At 53.6% G+C, this 18063-nt stretch carries 12 protein-coding genes; 6 read left to right on the top strand and 6 right to left on the bottom strand.

Translation table 11 applies throughout. The annotated features are described in order from the left end of the window. Nucleotides 1-533 precede the first annotated feature (533 nt). Together ACNA0J_RS23080 and ACNA0J_RS23075 are read left to right on the top strand one after the other, a co-directional pair. On the top strand, nt 534-1469 hold the full coding sequence (locus tag ACNA0J_RS23080) for a Hint domain-containing protein (protein ID WP_415821209.1): 936 nt from the start codon (nt 534-536) through the stop codon (nt 1467-1469). A 565-nt stretch (nt 1470-2034) separates the two neighbouring features. Continuing rightward, complete coding sequence (locus ACNA0J_RS23075) at nt 2035-2970, top strand: Hint domain-containing protein (protein WP_415821208.1); 936 nt, start codon at nt 2035-2037, stop codon at nt 2968-2970. Between the two features lie 130 nt (nt 2971-3100). On the opposite strand, the gene ACNA0J_RS23070 is transcribed toward ACNA0J_RS23075, so the two are convergent. From ACNA0J_RS23070 to ACNA0J_RS23050, 5 genes are all read right to left on the bottom strand, one after another. After that, entirely contained in the window at nt 3101-3367 is a 267-nt protein-coding gene (locus ACNA0J_RS23070) for a hypothetical protein (protein WP_415821207.1), read from the bottom strand. 273 nt (nt 3368-3640) lie between these two features. Further along, nucleotides 3641-3865, bottom strand: a complete 225-nt coding sequence (locus ACNA0J_RS23065; protein ID WP_415821206.1) for a hypothetical protein — start codon at nt 3863-3865, stop codon at nt 3641-3643. Between the two features lie 133 nt (nt 3866-3998). After that, nucleotides 3999-6290: a tail fiber domain-containing protein gene (locus ACNA0J_RS23060; protein WP_415821205.1), complete on the bottom strand. Its 2292-nt coding sequence runs from the start codon at nt 6288-6290 to the stop codon at nt 3999-4001. A 37-nt stretch (nt 6291-6327) separates the two neighbouring features. Beyond that, the gene (locus ACNA0J_RS23055; protein ID WP_415821204.1) at nt 6328-8409 is read right to left on the bottom strand and encodes a hypothetical protein; all 2082 of its coding nucleotides are present in this window, start codon (nt 8407-8409) and stop codon (nt 6328-6330) included. Between the two features lie 145 nt (nt 8410-8554). Then, nucleotides 8555-10165 (bottom strand): hypothetical protein, encoded by a 1611-nt coding sequence (locus ACNA0J_RS23050; protein ID WP_415821203.1) that lies wholly within the window; start codon nt 10163-10165, stop codon nt 8555-8557. A gap of 299 nt (nt 10166-10464) precedes the next feature. Here ACNA0J_RS23050 and ACNA0J_RS23045 point away from each other — a divergent pair, with 299 nt between their 5' ends. The 4 genes from ACNA0J_RS23045 (at nt 10465) to ACNA0J_RS23030 (ending at nt 16937) form a co-directional block, all read left to right on the top strand. After that, nucleotides 10465-12849, top strand: coding sequence for a right-handed parallel beta-helix repeat-containing protein (locus tag ACNA0J_RS23045; protein WP_415821202.1), 2385 nt, complete (start codon nt 10465-10467; stop codon nt 12847-12849). 1536 nt (nt 12850-14385) lie between these two features. Next, nucleotides 14386-14931: a glycoside hydrolase family 19 protein gene (locus ACNA0J_RS23040; protein WP_415821201.1), complete on the top strand. Its 546-nt coding sequence runs from the start codon at nt 14386-14388 to the stop codon at nt 14929-14931. A gap of 145 nt (nt 14932-15076) precedes the next feature. After that, entirely contained in the window at nt 15077-16087 is a 1011-nt protein-coding gene (locus tag ACNA0J_RS23035; RefSeq protein WP_415821200.1) for an Rpn family recombination-promoting nuclease/putative transposase, read from the top strand. A gap of 235 nt (nt 16088-16322) precedes the next feature. Further along, a complete protein-coding gene (locus ACNA0J_RS23030) occupies nt 16323-16937 on the top strand; it encodes a hypothetical protein (RefSeq protein ID WP_415821199.1) in 615 nt (204 codons plus the stop codon). A gap of 122 nt (nt 16938-17059) precedes the next feature. Here ACNA0J_RS23030 and ACNA0J_RS23025 read toward each other — a convergent pair whose 3' ends face one another. After that, nucleotides 17060-18037: a Bug family tripartite tricarboxylate transporter substrate binding protein gene (locus tag ACNA0J_RS23025; protein ID WP_415821198.1), complete on the bottom strand. Its 978-nt coding sequence runs from the start codon at nt 18035-18037 to the stop codon at nt 17060-17062. Nucleotides 18038-18063 lie beyond the last annotated feature (26 nt).

Raw genomic sequence — 18063 nt, 5'->3', positions numbered from 1 at the left:
AGAGGGTCTGAAGAGTGCATTGCTCCACCTATATAAATGGAGACTTATGCTCATCGATACGCCCTAACGTATCAAGATGGGTTGCCCGGACGCTAACCATACGTGTCCATCATTTTGAACTGCACCCCAAAAGCTGCAGGTCAATCCGGCTATTCAGATGCGGGGGCAGACGCTGCAGAATGTCGCGCAGGCAGTCGCACGGATTTAAGCATTGAGTTTGGCGGCTTGGATCACGCTCATAATGCATAGCAGCCGCGCGTTTTCCGGCGCGCAACGAGACGCAAAACCCAGTTGGCTCTCCCAACGTTAACTGGCTTGATTCGCTGTTCGTAAGCACGGATCGCAAGGGTATAGTCGAGCGATACGACAGAAATAGAACACAGTCCGCTGATGGGTTCGAATCTCACGCTGGCAAGTACGTTGGAGCTGAAGGGTACATATGGAGCTTGTAACAAAATAAATGGGAAGAAACTTATGGAATTTTGGTACAACTAGAAAACTTTTGACGTCGTCAGACTATTCTGGAGTTGACCATGATCCGATTTGTAGCTTCGAAAGGTTATACAGTGGAGCCTGGGGAAGATGGCCAATACACTGTCATCCACGCTTTCACCCCCGACAGCAACAATTATCTCCAAAGCGAGAATGAGCAATTCTTTATAGCGGGCGAGCGCGTCCGGATGTGGGGATTCGACGGCGGCGAATTTACAAATGGCACGATCACAGGTTTCGTCAACGAGGGCGTAATTGTTTACTTTGTTGACGACGCTGGTTGGCGCGGCCATATGTTGTTGACGACCAATTCCGTCGATGACTACGTTGTCGGCCAAGCGTTCCCGTACAATACGGATCCATTTCTGGGCAGTCCTCCCTGCTTCGTCAATGGAACGTTGATTGAGACAGATAGTGGCCCAGTTGCCGTTGAGTCTTTGGCCGTTGGCGACAAAGTAATGAGTCTCACGGGCTTGCGGACGGTTAAGTGGATAGGCTGGCGCCACTATCAGGGCGCCGTATTACGCACTCATGAACAGCGAGCGGAGTCACTACCAATACGGATTTTGACAGGGGCTCTAGGGGCTAATCTGCCTAGCCAGGACTTGCGTGTTTCTCCCTGGCACCACTTATATATCGATGAGGTGCTGATTCGCGCAAAGGACTTAGTTAACGGTAAATCGATTTTTCAGGAAACTAACGTAATTGATTTTAGTTACTACCATGTAGAGCTGGATCGGTTTGATGTGATCCTTGCTCACGGGGTCTTATCTGAATCTTGGGCGGACGGCGGGAATCGCAGTTTCTTCCAAAATGTGGATGTCACTACTCTGCGTCCCAAAGACATGCAACGCCGCAGGGCGCGCAGACCGGGGTTTAAGGTGCTGAGAGAAGCCGATGAAATCGCCGTCATTCACAAACGAATTGCGGCGCGCGCCGAAGGCTTGTTTATCGAGCTGGCCTCAAAGGCAGCATGAAATCTATCAAGAAAACTTTGCTGAGAGCTCGAAGGACTTCGGACTCACCGCGCTCGGCACGGCAATGAATTGCGTCGCGGCATCACGGTGGATCGTCGTCGATGTTGCGCTGACATCGAGATGACCATAACGCTCGTGTTTCTGGAGTCAGCGGCGAACAAGATTAGCGTTGACGCCGTGATCCCGAGCAACCGAGGTCACGGAGATGCGACGCTGCTAACAGTAAGCAACGAGTCCAGCTTTGAATGGGGGGATCATATCGCCGGCGCCGTTGCACCGAATTTGATTCAAGAGGGCCTGATGGTCTTACGATCGTCGGCCTACCTCAAGGTGTGTTCCCCGAGCGCTTACTCATATGGTTCGTCAACATGGTTTTACCGGCCGCTTACAGCTATACGACAGAAATAGAACGCTGTTCGGTGGTGGGTTCGAGTCCCACGCTGGCAAGTGCGGTTGGGAGCGGACGGGCACACGTCGAACGTGTAACAAATAAACAAGTCGAATATTAAAAAAATTTGGTACAAAGAGAAAATTTTGACGTCAACCAACCGTACCGGAGTTGATAATGATCCGATTTACCGCTTCTAAAGGGCACGCATTGAGCATTGGTGAAGATGGGCAATTTACCGTCGAGCACCAGTTCACCATCGACCGCTACAATTATCTTCAAAGCGAAAATGAGCAGTTCTTTATCGCGGGGGAGCGCGTCCGGATGTGGGGAGTGGTCGGCAACGAATTTGAATCTTGGACGGTCGTAGGTTTCGTTAACGAGGGAATGATCCTTACCTATCCTTCCGAGGAGGGTGACACCTTGTATACAATGGTCACCACCAGTTCCGCCGATCAATATGCCGTCGGCCAGACGGTTCCATACAATACGGATCCATTTCTGGGCAGTCCTCCCTGCTTCGTCAATGGAACGTTGATTGAGACAGATAGTGGCCCAGTTGCCGTTGAGTCTTTGGCCGTTGGCGACAAAGTAATGAGTCTCACGGGCTTGCGGACGGTTAAGTGGATAGGCTGGCGCCACTATCAGGGCGCCGTATTACGCACTCATGAACAGCGAGCGGAGTCACTACCAATACGGATTTTGACAGGGGCTCTAGGGGCTAATCTGCCTAGCCAGGACTTGCGTGTTTCTCCCTGGCACCACTTATATATCGATGAGGTGCTGATTCGCGCAAAGGACTTAGTTAACGGTAAATCGATTTTTCAGGAAACTAACGTAATTGATTTTAGTTACTACCATGTAGAGCTGGATCAGTTTGATGTGATCCTTGCTCACGGGGTCTTGTCTGAATCTTGGGCGGACGGCGGGAATCGCAGTTTCTTCCAAAATGTGGATGTTACTACTCTCCGCCCGAAAGACATGCAACGCCGCAGGGCGCGCAGACCGGGGTTTAAGGTGCTGAGAGAAGCCGATGAAATCGCCGTTATTCACAAACGAATTGCGGCGCGCGCCGAAGGCTTGTTTATCGAACCGGCCTCAAAGGCAGCGTGAAATCTATCAAGGAACTTTGCTGAGAGGAGCTCGAAGGACTTTGGATCGCGTTTTGGCGCAGGATGCCGCCATACACAGGAATGACTGCGGCATGCCTATCCGTCAGTATCCTCCGGTAGCCTCCACTAGGTTAGGATTCGGCTAACTTCCACCGTCCCTCGAAACCATCTATGGTAACGATTCCGATGCTCACCGGACCCAGCGCCTGAAGCTCGCGCAACTCGATCGGGTTGCCATCCAGCCAACGGTTGATTGCCAATTCGGTCAATTTCATGTCTGGCACAATGTCCGAGATATAGCGAAGCGCGACCGCACGCCCACATAGGATGGCAGCGACGGCCCACTCATCGCCGTCATGGGTGTCCTCTAGGCATTCAGGGATGGGGTAGGTTGCCATGCCGGAATGATACCCAGCATTTCAATCCCTATTCGGATAAATGATCGGCTCCCTTTGTTTCCGCCATTCGGTAAGGAAGGGCTCTTCTCCAATCTCGGATTTCAGGCAACTCGCAATCAGCCGCTCAGCGGTGACACGGGTGATGCTCATAGATCGGTCCCAAAGTCCAGGTTCTGGGAAGGAGGCTCCCGAAGAGCGCGGCCATCAGACAATAAGCCCCACTTTAGCCCGGGGTAAAGCCCTTGTGGTCGGCCTGCTGGTGGTTTAGCACAGTTAACCCAATCCAAATCGAGTCCGGATTTCATCACCGCAATTGCGCCCGTTCAACGAGTAGCGGTCTCCGATTTCGGCGCATTCTTCTGCTATCGACAGGGCGAATGCCATCAAGGCTGTGGGTTCAATTTCCTCAATCCCGGCAGCTTCCGCGAAAGCCGCCAGCTCATCGGCGCTTAGGCCCAATTGATCGGAATCCCGCGTTTTGTCATCGTTCTGGTCCATCGTCGTGTCCTCACAAGGAATCTACGGCGTGCTCTACGAGGAGCGCAGCTTCGGTGCTCCACATGAGTCTTTTTGTACTTACAGTGTACGCGTTCAGGCGAAAAACGGGGCTTTTCATGGGCCCCGCATAATTTTATTTTGTCTCCAACGCTGCTACGCGCGACTCCAATGCATCCTGAGCTGCCACGATGCCCCGCATGATGAATGCACCAAGCTCATCCCAACGGAATGAATAGACATCACCAACCGGCCGAGCAGGGCGTACGACGATATCTTTCCCGGTCTCGTCATCGGCATACCTCACCTCAGGCTCAGCCTCATACTCGTCATAGCAGATCGCTCCATAGGCAAATGGATCTAGGTCGTGGGATTTAAACACCTCAATCGCGCGTTGAACTGTCATGCCGAAATGACGGCGGGCGGCGGACCCCTTGTCAGCAACTTGTTGGAGCCATTGATACCACCCGATTTCGCGAGCCAGCGCTTGTGCGCATGTGATTTCTGCGGAGGAGAGCGGGGCCACCTCCGTCTTTAACCGCGCATCTGATGTATTGATCGCACCTGTTGCCGCGTATACCTCAGACCAGCGGTAAGTCGCGGATCCCAGTTGGCGGCTGTTGTCCACGCCAGGGCGAAAGCCTCCCCCGGTTATACGAGCGATTTCAAATACTTCGTCTGTTGCGATGGTCGACGAATCTGTTGCCAGAAAAGCGATACCAGTCTGGCTGGCGTTGGCGCCATTCTGTACTGAGGCGATCGCGGCTTTACGGCGCTCCACGCCGATACCTCGAAATGAAATCGACCCTCCATAGTTGCCTTGGCCGGTCGTGCCGGCGCAACGCAGCGCCAAGGTTCCTAGGGACCCTCCGCCATTACCTGGCACAAAATTGTTCAGATCGAGAACCGCCATGCGATTCACTAGCCCAAGATTCTGTGTCGCGTCTTTTGCCAGCAGGCTTACATTGACGCCAGGAGTGTTGTTTATGTTGTTGACGTAGGTATTGTTGGTTCTGGCTACTCCATTGACCGAGATAGGCCCGGTAAGAGGAGAGGGGACGTCTACGGTAATGATGTTGCTGGCGGGGGAGTCGATGTCCGAACCGGAGACGTGGATGTTTCCTATGCCGATATCCGCGCTGTCGCGGACGTTGATGCAGGCGCCAACCGAGTTCCGGACGGTGAATCCGTTGAAGTAGATGTCGTGGCAAGGGACGGGCGTCGAGATTCCGGTTTCCTTGTCGACGACGAGTTGAGTCGCAATTTCCGTTCCATTCACTGCAGGAGTGTCAACGTAAAAACCATTGATGTAGACATTCGTGGATCCGGCTATTACTGCGCCGACGTTGCATGATTGTGCCTTCAGGGTTTTCATAACGCGATAGCCCGAAACGAGCACATCCACGCATTGCTCTAGCCGCAGGCCATCCTCGTTTGAACCCGTAAGGTTGCCGGTCGCGCAATCATTGACGACGATGCCGTTGATACTCAATGCGTGGTATCCGCGGACCTTTATCCCACATTGACCAGTATTCTCCAACGTGATGTTGCTGATCCTGAGCCCGCGAGGTTGCGCAGCGGGATTTGAGAAATAGATCCCATGTTCACCAGATTCGTTAATGTAGATATCCGAAATACTGCACCCGTTGCCGGGGGCTCCACCAATGGCGTTGTAGCCTGGGTTTGTCTCAGCGTTAGGCGATTTACCAACAAGCGAACCAGAATGGATGCGTGAATTGGTCACACTCGAAAAGATGATGCCCTTCCCATACGACGTAATCTTGAATCCTTCAATCTCCACATTGTCCGGGATGAAATCAGGGTGGTAAAGCCTGATAGGAAGGTCCCAGTTATGGATCTGCAAGTTGCGCAAGCGGACGTTATTGCGGAATGCCCATATGCACGCGTCTTGGTTCTTCTCGCCGAGAGGCTGTTGATCTGCACTGGAGATAGTGAGCCCATCGGCTGAGGCCCCCTCGCCGAATGTCGCAAATCGTCGAATGACAAATCCGCTAGGAACGTGGAGGGTCAGGTTGAGCACACGCGTGTAGTCGCCGAAACTGAATTGGGTGTTTTTGCTCGCGTCGGACCGTGCGTAAGTAATGGTCGAACCGTTACCGTAGAGGGTCACACTCGGAGGTAACGGGACAAGCTGTTGCGTAATGAGGTAGTTTCTACTCTGCTCAAGCCATAAGGGGCGAGGGGCCGTAGCCAGGGCAGCATAGGCAGCTTGAAACGCGGCAGTATCGTCCGTAACGCCGTCACCTACTGCACCGAAGGCCTCGATTCTTAAGGGAGTACTGCCCAATTGGGCAAACACGGTGTCATCGGGCGACGACCCGGTGCCTCCGTAATATCCAACTAATGCAGCACCCTTCGTCGGATCGGTAGCGTTAGCAAGATCGCCGCGCAGTGCATCATCTGCCATTTAAGTCTCCCAGTTTGAGGTGGTTGCACTATGGTGGTTAAGTTACGATCATCCGAGACAGTTCCGCCCACTGGCTGCCCGTGCTACTTACGGATATCAGGGTGAGCGTGGAGCCCGGAGCTGCATTGTTATACGCTCCGTTTAAACGAATTGTCGGTGGGTTGTTCGCCACAGTGAGTGTTCCCGGCCCATCGTTTCTCAGAACAATAGTCTGAGAGCGTCTGCCAGACGATAGCGAAGTAATGTTCGCGTTAGTCGTAGGGTTGAGATTTATCATCCCCATCTCGCCTTTGATGTAAACAACCAATTGTCCGTCCAGATTGCCGCGCGTTACGCTCGGACTCCAGGTGTTGTTCGACTCCCAGAATACCGCCCGTTGTGGATCGCTGTGCAGTCCGCTCACTTTAGTCGCGGTCTCTTCGCCAACATGCACGCAGTTAGTCACGCAGCACGACTCGTCGAATAATGTTCCTTCGCCCCTGACGTAGTATGTATTGACGTCCTTGAACGTTACACCGTCAACGCGAACATTCGAGATGATTCCGCCCGGTTGAACACCCAGGTGCCAAATGGCCCGATTTGTACCCTCTATGGTTCCGCCTTGGATGAGGATGTTGCTAGCCTCTATTGGGGGAGTATTACCCAAGCCAAAGCAGTAGCCACCATATGTTGCGGTAGGATCTGTGCCCTTGAAATTCGCGGTGATCTTTACATTGGATAAATACTGGCCGAATGCGGACAATGCGTTGCGGGATTCGATATACGCGTCGCACTGAAAGCGATCCCAACTAGTGGTGGCATGAACTCCACGACTGCCGGCGATTAGCCGTGTGGTGGCATCAATGATGCAATATCCGGCGTTGATTGGATATTTCCACGTGCCTACGTCTTCAAGGCCGGATGAGCCTAGGCCAAGGACCACACCAACTTCTTGTACTTGGAAGTCGCAGCCTACAAGGCGTGTGTTCTTACCTCGATTGTGCAAGCCCGTACGCGTGTTTCTGGCAATGCAGCCGATCGCGGTGACGCCATGTGCCATGTGTCCACCAAAGGCGGTATTGGCATTTCTGCTTATGCCACCGAGGATCTGGATATGTTCGGTTTGCACTTCTTCGCGGTTGTCCGTACCCCAAGGGCGATACGAGCAGTCCCAGTCCTGCATGCGACGCCCAAAGGCGAAGTCCCCGTTGATGTATGCCGCGTGACGAACGCTGAATATTCGATTGCCTGCCCAGACAGATCGATAGACGTTATTTTGCAGAGTCACGCTATCGGCGAAGTGTAGCTCGGTTCCGCTGGTCTGGAAGGCTCTAATATTAAGACCAGATTCGCGGTATCCGTGTAAGTATCTTCCGAATAGAAAACCGGGACCAGCTATTGAATCGGGTTCGAAGTCGATGTTCTCTTTGGGGCCGATGATGGTTAGATCACAAATAGATAGCGCCTCGAGCATTCGAAGTGCACGGACATTAACGGTGTACGAGATTGCGTCAAACACGTCGTAGTTGGAACTTTCGTCGAGTGCCATATGCGTACTGTCGATGATCTTGAGAACGCGACGCAAACGGCCTCGACCCACTGAGCGAAAACCTTGGCCAGCGCTACCACCCCAGTATTCGTCGCTGGTAATAGTTACGTGGTCTCCTGCGTTAAAGCCTGTCGTGGACGCCACCGTGATAGCGATGTCGGAGCCGTCTGGGTTGTACGTTGTACTGTCATCCCAGTTCTCGGTGAGTGTGGTGGCTGCCCCCGTAAAGCCCGGGCCTTCGGCCCAGAGCAGGAAAGTCCCATCGGTCATAGGCATACCCGAGCAATCCAGCGTTCCCCGGCCACATAACATGACGTTGTCGCGCGTGAGGATTACGGGGCAGGGTTGCGTGAATCGGTAGTAGCCATCAAAACGGACGACACATCCAGAGCTGCGGCTATTTAGGTAGGTAATCAGGCGTTCGAGTGGAGCGTTGTCAGTGGTGGAACTGCCTGCACCGAACTGTTCGAACGTGACTACATCACTCAGGTGTTCTCTGACGGTCTGGTACCCGTTATACGACACTAATGTCGCGCCCTTCGTCAGGTCAGTAGCGTTAGCAAGATCACTTCGCAACTCGTCGTCGGCCATAGAGACCTCCCAGTTTTGGTGTGTCGTGGATTGGATAGTCAGTAATTACGCAGATTGTGAGGTGCTGCCGCTGCAGTTGACGTTGCAGTTGACGCGCATTGCACGTGGAGGAGGATAGTCGACATTCCTCCCTAATAATATTCGGCTAGGTCACGCGAATTTTGATAATGCTATCTGTCCGGTACAGACTGCCAATTGCTAATCCGCCTGCACTGGCAGCGGCATCATCGGCATACTCAGGCACTCCATTGGGAATGCGCCATGTTTCGCTGGAGGAGGAGTATAAAAGCTTAACGTTGGCTTGAGATTGAAGAGTGATATCTCCGGTTGACCGCATAGTTAAGGCATTGGCAGTCCTGCTTCCCCCAGGCATAGGGAAGCAGAGTGTCGAATCCCACCGGGTATTGGCAGCGTTCCAAACAGGGTTCGGCAAGTCGCGCATATCTAGGACACGCGGGAATGTCGCTTCGTTGATGGAGTTTATTCGAGCCTGAATATTGGCAAGGCCGGATGTTCTATTTGGCCCGCCCATAATGTTTATCTCGTTACGAGCCGCAGATCCATTGTTAGAGAACAGCCACAAACCGCTGTTGTCGTAGCGGGAGATGTTGAATTGTTGATCTGGAGAGCCGCTATAAATGGCATTGGCATCAGCTGGTGTGTCGTGAATTACCAAGTCATATGTACACCGTGTGTTGAACCCCGCAATTGCCAGCGCACCGCTTGTCCCAGAGCCGCACCCAACCATAGTGACGGACGCATAAGTCCCACTGGCCTTGTTCGTGCTCATGGCCGCACCGCAGTTATACGCCGTTCCCGTAATTCTGGAGTTCTTGGCGCCAATACCAAAACCACTACTGCTATCGTCTGATAGCACAACGGCAATTCGGCAATTTGTGGCGATGAAATCAAGGATGGAGCAATTGATGCAATTGTTTTTCAGGTCGAACGTATAGGCAGTGTCGTCAGAGGTCCCGGTGTTGTTCTTTGCTGTCGGCCGAATCATCATGGAGTCGGAGAGGTTCGCAAACAAGAACGATGAGCTAGCAACTCCTGCTCCATCGGTGCCGCAATCGATGATGAGGTTATTGCTGCAATCTGTAGCGGAGTCTCGGTTATTGTTGTACCAGAGGAGAGCAAACCCCCTTGTGTCTGTAAAAAATAGTCTATCGGCAATACAGTTTTTAGGACTTGCGAATGAGATACCCTGCCCATCTGTCGCGGCAGCATTGCCTGTTAACCCAAGCTGTCCGCCCTCAATCCTGAAGTTGCGAAGTTCTACGTCGTGGGGATTGGCACCGTTGATTAAATTGGCAGTTCCGCCGTATCTACGAAATCGTAGAACGCCACCATCTCCGATGAAGCGAATGCCTTTCGCATTAGAGCCAAATGACAATACATTTTCGCCGAATACGTAGATCGAGTCTGTGCCTGGGCAATATATAGTCAGGCCTCCCTTTGTCTTGCCCAGATTCAAGGCAGCCTGGAATGCCGCCCAATCTAGCTCATCACTCAATGCGGTGGCATGCGGATAGACTTGCTGGGCAAGTGCTAGTGTCGCGAATATGGTTGACAGTGGACGGCTAACACCATCACCGATAGCTCCAAAATCAAGAACACTAACTCGTTCAAGGAGTTTGTCGGCGGTCATACGCCCGGTCGAGCCGTTGAGTAGGGGAATATATCCCACCAATGCTGCGCCCTTGGTGGGGTCACTAGCGTTTGCGAGATCACTGCGTAGACTGTCATCTGCCATTTTTCAATCTCCCAATTTACGGCCGCTATGGTGTGGCGGTTAATTATTGCGCTGAAAAAATGATCTTGAGGTGACTTTACGGTGACGCTGTTGTTACCGGGAAGCTGATGGACTTGGCAGTTAAGGGTCGCAACTGATCCCATATGCACGCATGCTTCTTTCATGAACGGTTATATACCGCGGAGTGAAGTTAGGGCAAACTACTGCAAGAATTGAATCACTGTCCGACGAGGTCGTCTTGCCTTGTTAAATGGGCTTCGCGACTTCTAAAGTGTCACGATACATTAGGAGAGCATCAAATGGTGGACGATGCATTACGAGGTGACCTTGCCAACGTTTCCGACGCTGAAAAAGGCGCGGCCCTGGTAGGGTATTTGTCATCAGGGCAGGGGGCTATCGGCAATACGGTTTCCGACAAGCTCAACGAGTGTATCTCCGTTCTGGATTTTGGCGCGCGTCCGAATAATGCTCTTGATCCTGTATCCGTTTGGCTGAGCGGCACGGAGCCTCGCTTTGCCTCGTTTGCGGATCTGCAGGCTGCATATCCCCACGTGACGTCGCTCACACAGAGTGTCAACTGGGCTGCCTTCCAAGCCGCGGCAAACTATTTCAATCAGCGTGGTGGGTATGGCGAAATCATCATTCCTGCGGGCCGCAATGGATACCTCTATCACTTGGACGACGAGGTAGTGATCCATGTCAGCGGGGTTACCGTGCGTGGCACAGGCGGAAAAATCATTACGCGATTTCCAAACACCAGCCAAAAAGCTTTTTTTCGGTTTGAGTCTCCAGTTGCACCCGGCGAATGGTCTGAGGTGAATGCTGTTCCAGCTCTATCTAACATTTTCAATGAAGGTCGCCGTACGTTGACAACGGCGGTAGCCACGGCTCTTCAACCGGGCGACCAAGTTGAGATTCTCTCGTCGAACTACTTCAGTGGAATAGCCGGGCAGTCAGGATACGCTATCAAGCCGAAAGGCGAGCATAGTGTTATTCAATCAGTCTCGGGTAATACGGTGATTCTGAGTGAGTACTTGAAAGACACGTATGTAATAGGAGACGGTGAAACCTTAAGGATCAGGAAGGTAACACGCATCACCGATTGTGCTATTGTCGGATTGAAGGGTAAAGGGAGTGGCGTCACGCCCGAGCATCAAACGCAGAACGCCTATGGCGTTCGTTTTTTTTATGCAAACTATGTTGATAGATTCTCCGTCTGCGACAACGATGGCGAGGGATTTAGTCGATTTTTTGGTCAAGCAAACAACTGCCTGAACGTCATAGGGCACAACAACAAGATGCATGGATGGAATTTGACGCTCGAGGGAGATCGCCCAGCGGGAACGGTGTGGTTTACCGGTATAAATCTGTCAGGATGTGAATCCGTTTCCATCCGAGGCAACACGGCTACCAACATGCGCCGTCCATGCGATATGGATAGTGCGATGGAGGCCGGAGTGGGGTATACGATGCCGACGCGTTCTATCACCATTGAAGGCAATACATCGGTGCGCTGTCAGAACGTGATTGGCGGACATTTCGCCGTCGACATCACGATCATAGGAAATACCGGGGTTGGTTGTGTACACGGCATCGGTTCACGTGGGTACAACGTAACCATCATCGGGAATACCGTTGGTCGAGTGTATGGCACGGTCATTGGTGTCGGTCAGGCCCCTGACGATATGACGTACACAGAGAGTCCAACCGCCGGGAGAGTGACGATTATTGGCAATCGCGGTTCCGGGGCCAACGGGGTGTCTGTCAGCGCTCAATTTGATTCGATGCTTATCAAAGACAATACATTTTCCGACATCTATGAGTACGCAGTCGGCTTTCATTCAAAAGTGATTCGAAATGCGCTCATTACTGGCAACGTGTTCACTTCGAATGCCAACGTTCCAAACGCTCAACTGGGCTTCGCTCAGTACAATCCGTTCTCTGAGGCAACGAGAGAAATTCGCGGGCTGGTGATTGCAGACAATGTTTTTAACGGGTTTCCGAAGGCCGTCATCATATCGGGCTGCGCCAAATCATCCCCTGCCGAAGATGTCATCATCGAACGGAATCACTTTAATGACACGGTAAATCAGGACATAGAGCTTGGAACGAGCCAGGCTGGCGTTGGCGGGTGGTTCGGGCGGAACGTACGTATTACGCGCAACTATCTATCCAAGTCTGTCTTTTCAAGTGGAATAGGCATCAACCGGGTCGCCTCCGACAATAGCCTCAGATTCGCTCTTGAGCCCCGATTAGAAGAGAACATCGCACGTCGAGATAACGACAACGACATTACGTTGGCCGGATTTATCCAAGCTACGACTATTGGTTTCGCGAATGCCACGTATCCGCGAGGTGCCCGGCTGCGTGCGTCCAATCCGGCTGCCGGTGGGGTAATCGAGCAAGTCTGCGTTATGGCAGGTACTGTGGGAGCGCTTGCGGCTACGACAGGGTCGATTTCTTCAGGAAGTAATCAGCTTACATTGAACAATCAGGCCTTATCCATCGGAAACCATATTTCCATTGCAGGAGCAGGAGCCAGCGGCGGGATCCTGAACACGCGTGTTCTTGCCGCGGCAGGAAGCGACGTAACGGTCGCCAATAATGCGTCAACGTCAGTCACTGACGCAGAGGTATCATTCATCGCACCTGTATTCAAGTCGGCGGGGACGCTCGAAACCTGATTGAATGTGGACTTCCTTAGTTACATAGGACTGACAGATAGCGCGCCATTTGAAATCGTCACTCTGTATTACTGTGGGAATCCGGCGGCTATCGGGCAGGGTTGGGGGGGCTGCGGCTATACCGCCGTTCGGACGATGCGGTATTGATCCTTTATCTGCAGCTTTTGTTTCAAGCTTGGGATCAACCTAGCTCTACGGGATTCAAAAGTTTGTCACGGCAACGTGGGCCGGATATCTTGCTGACGATCGAGTCGCCGCAGACGCGGCGTTTCCTGCTCCTGGATCATGAGCAATTTAGGGTGGGTACGTTCGAACTCGCGCCAGAGCTTGAGGATTCAGCGTTAGCGGTGTGCTTCGGGCGGTTTTTGTTGGGTTAGAGTCTCGTATCGCCTGAAACTCTCTCGTTCAGACAGCATGCAGTCCAGCGAAAATAGGATACAGAGTCCCCCCCAAGTACCGAGTCGAATTGATTGATTGAGAATCGCGGTAAAGACTAGGGCCAAACCTAGAGCGATGAGCATAGCGCTAACGATCCAAAGACGCAGCCCCAAGATGTTTTTCATCGGATCGCGGAACGCCCTTGTCATTGTCGCCCAAATTATCATCACTGCAGTGGTAGCTATCCACAATGACACTGCAGATTGGACTGTTTGAGTGATGGAGCTGCTCGGCCAAAAGCCCAGCCCAATTGCAAGTGCGGCCGCAAAAATGTAGGCAATAACCCGTTCACGATAGATGCTCACATGTTCTCCTATGTCGGAATGCGCTAATGAGAGAACGTCGCTCACGGGCATATCTCACGAGGATTATCGATTCGGGGGGACGCTTTGCTACCCAGGTCCTTACAACCGACGCCAACAAGAGCTGCCGCAGCTGATCCCAACAAGGAGTTTCCCGACAGGCCGGTGACAGTAATGCCGATACCCGTTGTGGTCATGAAGCAAGCTAGGCCCACGCCTGTGTTGTAACTCCAGACGGCCTGTCCTGAGCTGCTCAGTAGGAAAATGGTGGAAGACCCATTGGGCTCATTAACAAAGTCCAGGTACATGTCCGATCCTGAGGCGCTCGGGTGCTGGAAATACTGTTGAAGCTCTGCTCCATACACAGCAGAGAGTTCTGAGGTGCTCAGTGGGCGCATAGTCAATCCTTTGATAGTGAGGCTCGCAACAGCACGAAAAGTCGGATCAAATCGACTTCTTGAGGCTCGAACCGTAATAAAAATTCATCGCGTCTTCGATGGTTGGATATCTTCTCCATTGAGAATCGGACTACTTGCCGGCGATATCACGCGTCAGATTAGACCTTTGATTGCGTTGAGCGATGTCAACTCAAACTAGCCCAACCGCAAATCGAGTGCGGATTTCATCACCGCAGTAGCGTCCATTCAACGCGTAACGCTCCCCGATTTCGGCGCATTCCTCTGCTATGGACAGGGCGAATACCATTCGCGCGCTCAGGGTGTATTGGAACGAAATTTTAAATTACGTCACTACACCCTCAAGCCAACCCCCAGCGCCACCAGTGCGCACAATCCCCATGCGCAAATCCGATTTCGCAAAGGCTGCCTTACTACCCCCATATCGAGCCACCCGCTGGTACCACGCCGTCGAACAATCCATGATGGAGTTCGGAATCATCTCACCCCTCCGCGCCGCGATGTATATCGCCACCCTGGGCCACGAATCATGCGGCTTCACCTACACCCGGGAAATATGGGGTCCCACAGCGGCGCAACGGCGCTACGAGGGACGGGCAGGGCTGGGTAATACTCACCCCGGTGACGGATTCCGATACCGCGGGCGCGGCCTGATCCAGATCACCGGACGCGCCAACTATCGTGCGGTGTCGGACGGATTAGACGTTGACTATATTACCCACCCTGAATGGCTGGAACGCGCCGTGGACGCGGCCAGAGGCAGTGGCTGGTGGTGGCTGAACAATGGATGCAACGAGATCGCCGATAGCGGCGATTTTTTGCGTCTGTCCATACGAGTCAATGGCAGGAACGCCAGGGGCTTGCCTAATGGATGGAGTGATCGTAACCGCAGGTATGCCGCGGCGTGCGCTGCGTTGCGAGTATGACTCTGCTCGTAGCATCATCCGGTGCAAATCACCAAGGAGGTTTGCGGCAACTACGCATGGACATAAGCATTCACTGCATCTTTCGAGAATCTGTACTGAAGCCGATAGTAGAGGGCTTATTTGATTGCCCTGATGGACCTGCTATATGGCGCGACGCGCAGACTACGACAGTGCGTGGAAAGACGCATTGTCTGCGTACTTTCCGGAATTTTTGGGGATGTTGCACCCCTGTGTGCATGCGCGGATTGATTGGACGCATATGCCGAAATTCCTGGATAAGGAATTGCAGGCGTTGATCCGCGGTACGGTGCGCGGCCGATTGCTCGTGGATAAACTGGTTTCGGTACGATTGCTGGATGGCCAGGAGGCATGGCTGTTGATCCATGTAGAGGTGCAAGCGCGATGTGACTCGGAATTCACTCGCAGGATGTTTGACTATCACGTTCGATTGAAATCGAATTATCCCGAGAGCCGGTTACTGAACATGGCAGTATTGACGGGCAGAAACAGCCACGGCCTGGATCGTCTGCAGGCAGGCGTGGGCGCGATGTGTTACGCCTACGATGAGGCCGGCTGTGAGCTGCGTTTCACGTTTCCGGTCATTCGTCTGGAATGGTGGCGCTCGCGTATGGCAGAGTTGAGGGAGTTGGCCGAAAATAATCTTTTTGCCGTGGTGGTATTGGCGCAACTCGAAGCAACGGCAAATGGCCATGCTCGAGATCGTCTGTTACGCAAGATTGAGTTGGTGCGGCATTTGGAGCAATGGAAGGTGCCGCGCGATAATAGACGGACGTTATTTCGTGTGATCGATGCGATGTTGTATCTGCCGGAGGAACTGGAACCGGAATTTGATGCTGCCATCACGACAATCGAAGAGGAACAGAAAATGGCTTATGTAACGAGCATCGAGCGAGTCAGATCGAAACAGGCGCGCGCTGAGGGGTTGAAAGAGGGGTTGGAGCGGGGGCGGGAGCAAGGATTTGAGCAGGGTCAGCGCCAAGGGACTGCTAAATCTTTGACCACGCTCGTCATGGCGAAATTTGGTGCACTGCCCGATTGGGCTCAAGTTCGTATCAACGAGGCCGACGAGGCATCGTTGCAAAAGTGGATGCTGCGTCTATTGGATGCTGAACGCATCGAAGACGTGTTTATTTGACCGCTTTCTGGAATGCGGCCCATAAGCGACGCCCTATCGAGTTCGCTCAGGATGCCGCAGCGTGCGCGGCCTTGGGGGTGTGACACCAACCTGGTTGGCACGCAGAGTCGGCACGTTGCCTACCTGCAAGGGATGGGCTTTTGGTGGACAATGGAAAGGACGGCGTAGTGCCGGACGGCTCCCGCCCGACACATGTCTCTCGCCGGATTCGCAGACGATTTCCAGGAAAGCCCGTATGACGCTCTCGATAGGAATAACGGCAATCCTCGTAGGTATCATCGCCTACGGCATGGGCAAGCTCAGCGTTTACGTCCAACAGGACAACGAGCGCGATCCGGCGCTGCCCGACGACCCTGCGCTGGGCTGGGGGCAGCGTCAGTTCGAGCTATGGAGCCAGGCTCAGGAAAATGCTGTGGCGTGGGAACGGGAATTGGCAAAACTGATCTCGACGCTGTCATTGGCCGGTATCGCCGGGGTGGTTGCATTGGGCGAACTGAAAATCATCGGCACTACGGGTATCCGTGTGTTGATTTCGGGCTTTCTGCTGCCGGTGTTTTGCTGCGTTGCCAATTTGCAAATGCGCCAATCCTGGTTCCACAAACGCGCACGCCGGATCCAGGAGGCCCTCGATCAGGGGCAACCGGCACATCGTTTGCTGCGTGATAGAGTGGGGCATCGTATCGCTTCTGCGATGTCGACGATTGGAGCGCTCCTGTTCGCTATTGCGTTGGTGTCGATTGCACTGATCGTGGCCGCTGGCAGCACTGATTGTGCGGGTCCAATCGCCAAGTACAGCCTGGAGCCGCTGTATTGCAGCGTTCCCATTCAGGAATTGGTGCACAAGGACTGATGGCACTTTGCTGGTGGCGTTGGCGCGTGCCTTGACTGTGTTGGGGACGCGGATGGAATTTATGTTGGCTCGCCGAGCAGGTCAAGACCGACTCGGACGAGACCGCATCGCGTCAGCCGCCGCTACTCAAGCTTGATTCCCGCATCCTTCACCACCTTCAGCCATTTCTCAATCTCCGCTTGCAGCGAGCGATTGAATTCCTCTGGTGTACTACCCACGGTTTCGATGCCGTCCTGAGCCAGCCGTTCCTTTAATGCCGGATCGGCCAGGACCTTGACGATAGCGGCTTGCAGCGTCTGTATGACTGGCTCGGGCGTGCCGCGTGGCGCCAGTACGCCATGCCAGGCAGAGGCCTCGTAGCCGGGAACGCCTGCCTCGGCCACCGTAGGCACATCAGGCAGCAGTGGCGAGCGGCGCGCGCCCGTGACTGCCACGGCTTTTACGTTACCCGCCTGCGCCTGTTTCGACGCCGAAGCGGCGTCGCCGAAAGTCATGTCCACGACACCGCCTACGACATCGAGCAGGGCAGGGCCTGCGCCTTTGTAAGGCACGGGAATCAGCGAAATGTCAGCTTGACGCATAAAGAGCTCGACTGCCAGATGTGCAGAGCTGCCTTGGCCTGCTGTAGACAGGGTCAGCGTACGAGGCTCACGTTTGGCGAGTTCGATCAGTTCTGCCAAGTTGTTGACGGGCAATTGTTTCTTCACCGCCACGACATAGGGATAGCTGGTCAATTGCGTGATGGTCGCAAAATCCCGGCGTGCGTCATAGGGCAGTTTGCTGTAGACCGAGGGGTTGATCGCATTGGGGCCGCTTTGCCCCAGCAGCAGGGTGTAGCCGTCGGGGGCGGCTTTGGCGACGGCATCGGTGCCGATGATGCCGCCGGCGCCGCCGCGGTTGTCGATGATGAAGGGCTGGCCCAGCTGCTCGCTGACGCCTTTGAATACCAGGCGCGCCACGATGTCTGCACCACCGCCGGCGGCGAAGGGTACGATGACCCTGACTGGGCGGTCAGGGTAGGCAGCCTCGGCGTGGGTAGCGCCGAGTGCAGCGAAACATATAGCCAGCGTTGGCACGAATGCCTTGAGAATGCTGCGCATGAGGAGTCTCCTGTGTTGTTCTTGTA

The organism is Bordetella tumbae (assembly GCF_965139195.1).
GTDB classification, from domain to species: domain Bacteria; phylum Pseudomonadota; class Gammaproteobacteria; order Burkholderiales; family Burkholderiaceae_B; genus Bordetella_A; species Bordetella_A tumbae.
Note: the sequence above shows the minus strand (reverse complement) of the source record. Positions and strands in the feature narration are given on the sequence as shown.

Excerpts from the sequence above, each read along its gene's own strand:
- ACNA0J_RS23030 (WP_415821199.1), top strand. The coding sequence starts at position 16,323 with ATGACGCTCTCGATAGGAATAACGGCAATCCTCGTAGGTATCATCGCC.
- ACNA0J_RS23045 (WP_415821202.1), top strand. The coding sequence starts at position 10,465 with ATGGTGGACGATGCATTACGAGGTGACCTTGCCAACGTTTCCGACGCT.
- ACNA0J_RS23065 (WP_415821206.1), bottom strand. The coding sequence starts at position 3,865 with ATGGACCAGAACGATGACAAAACGCGGGATTCCGATCAATTGGGCCTA.
- ACNA0J_RS23050 (WP_415821203.1), bottom strand. The coding sequence starts at position 10,165 with ATGGCAGATGACAGTCTACGCAGTGATCTCGCAAACGCTAGTGACCCC.
- ACNA0J_RS23070 (WP_415821207.1), bottom strand. The coding sequence starts at position 3,367 with ATGGCAACCTACCCCATCCCTGAATGCCTAGAGGACACCCATGACGGC.
- ACNA0J_RS23080 (WP_415821209.1), top strand. The coding sequence starts at position 534 with ATGATCCGATTTGTAGCTTCGAAAGGTTATACAGTGGAGCCTGGGGAA.
- ACNA0J_RS23025 (WP_415821198.1), bottom strand. The coding sequence starts at position 18,037 with ATGCGCAGCATTCTCAAGGCATTCGTGCCAACGCTGGCTATATGTTTC.
- ACNA0J_RS23060 (WP_415821205.1), bottom strand. The coding sequence starts at position 6,290 with ATGGCAGATGATGCACTGCGCGGCGATCTTGCTAACGCTACCGATCCG.
- ACNA0J_RS23040 (WP_415821201.1), top strand. The coding sequence starts at position 14,386 with ATGCGCAAATCCGATTTCGCAAAGGCTGCCTTACTACCCCCATATCGA.
- ACNA0J_RS23035 (WP_415821200.1), top strand. The coding sequence starts at position 15,077 with ATGGCGCGACGCGCAGACTACGACAGTGCGTGGAAAGACGCATTGTCT.
- ACNA0J_RS23055 (WP_415821204.1), bottom strand. The coding sequence starts at position 8,409 with ATGGCCGACGACGAGTTGCGAAGTGATCTTGCTAACGCTACTGACCTG.
- ACNA0J_RS23075 (WP_415821208.1), top strand. The coding sequence starts at position 2,035 with ATGATCCGATTTACCGCTTCTAAAGGGCACGCATTGAGCATTGGTGAA.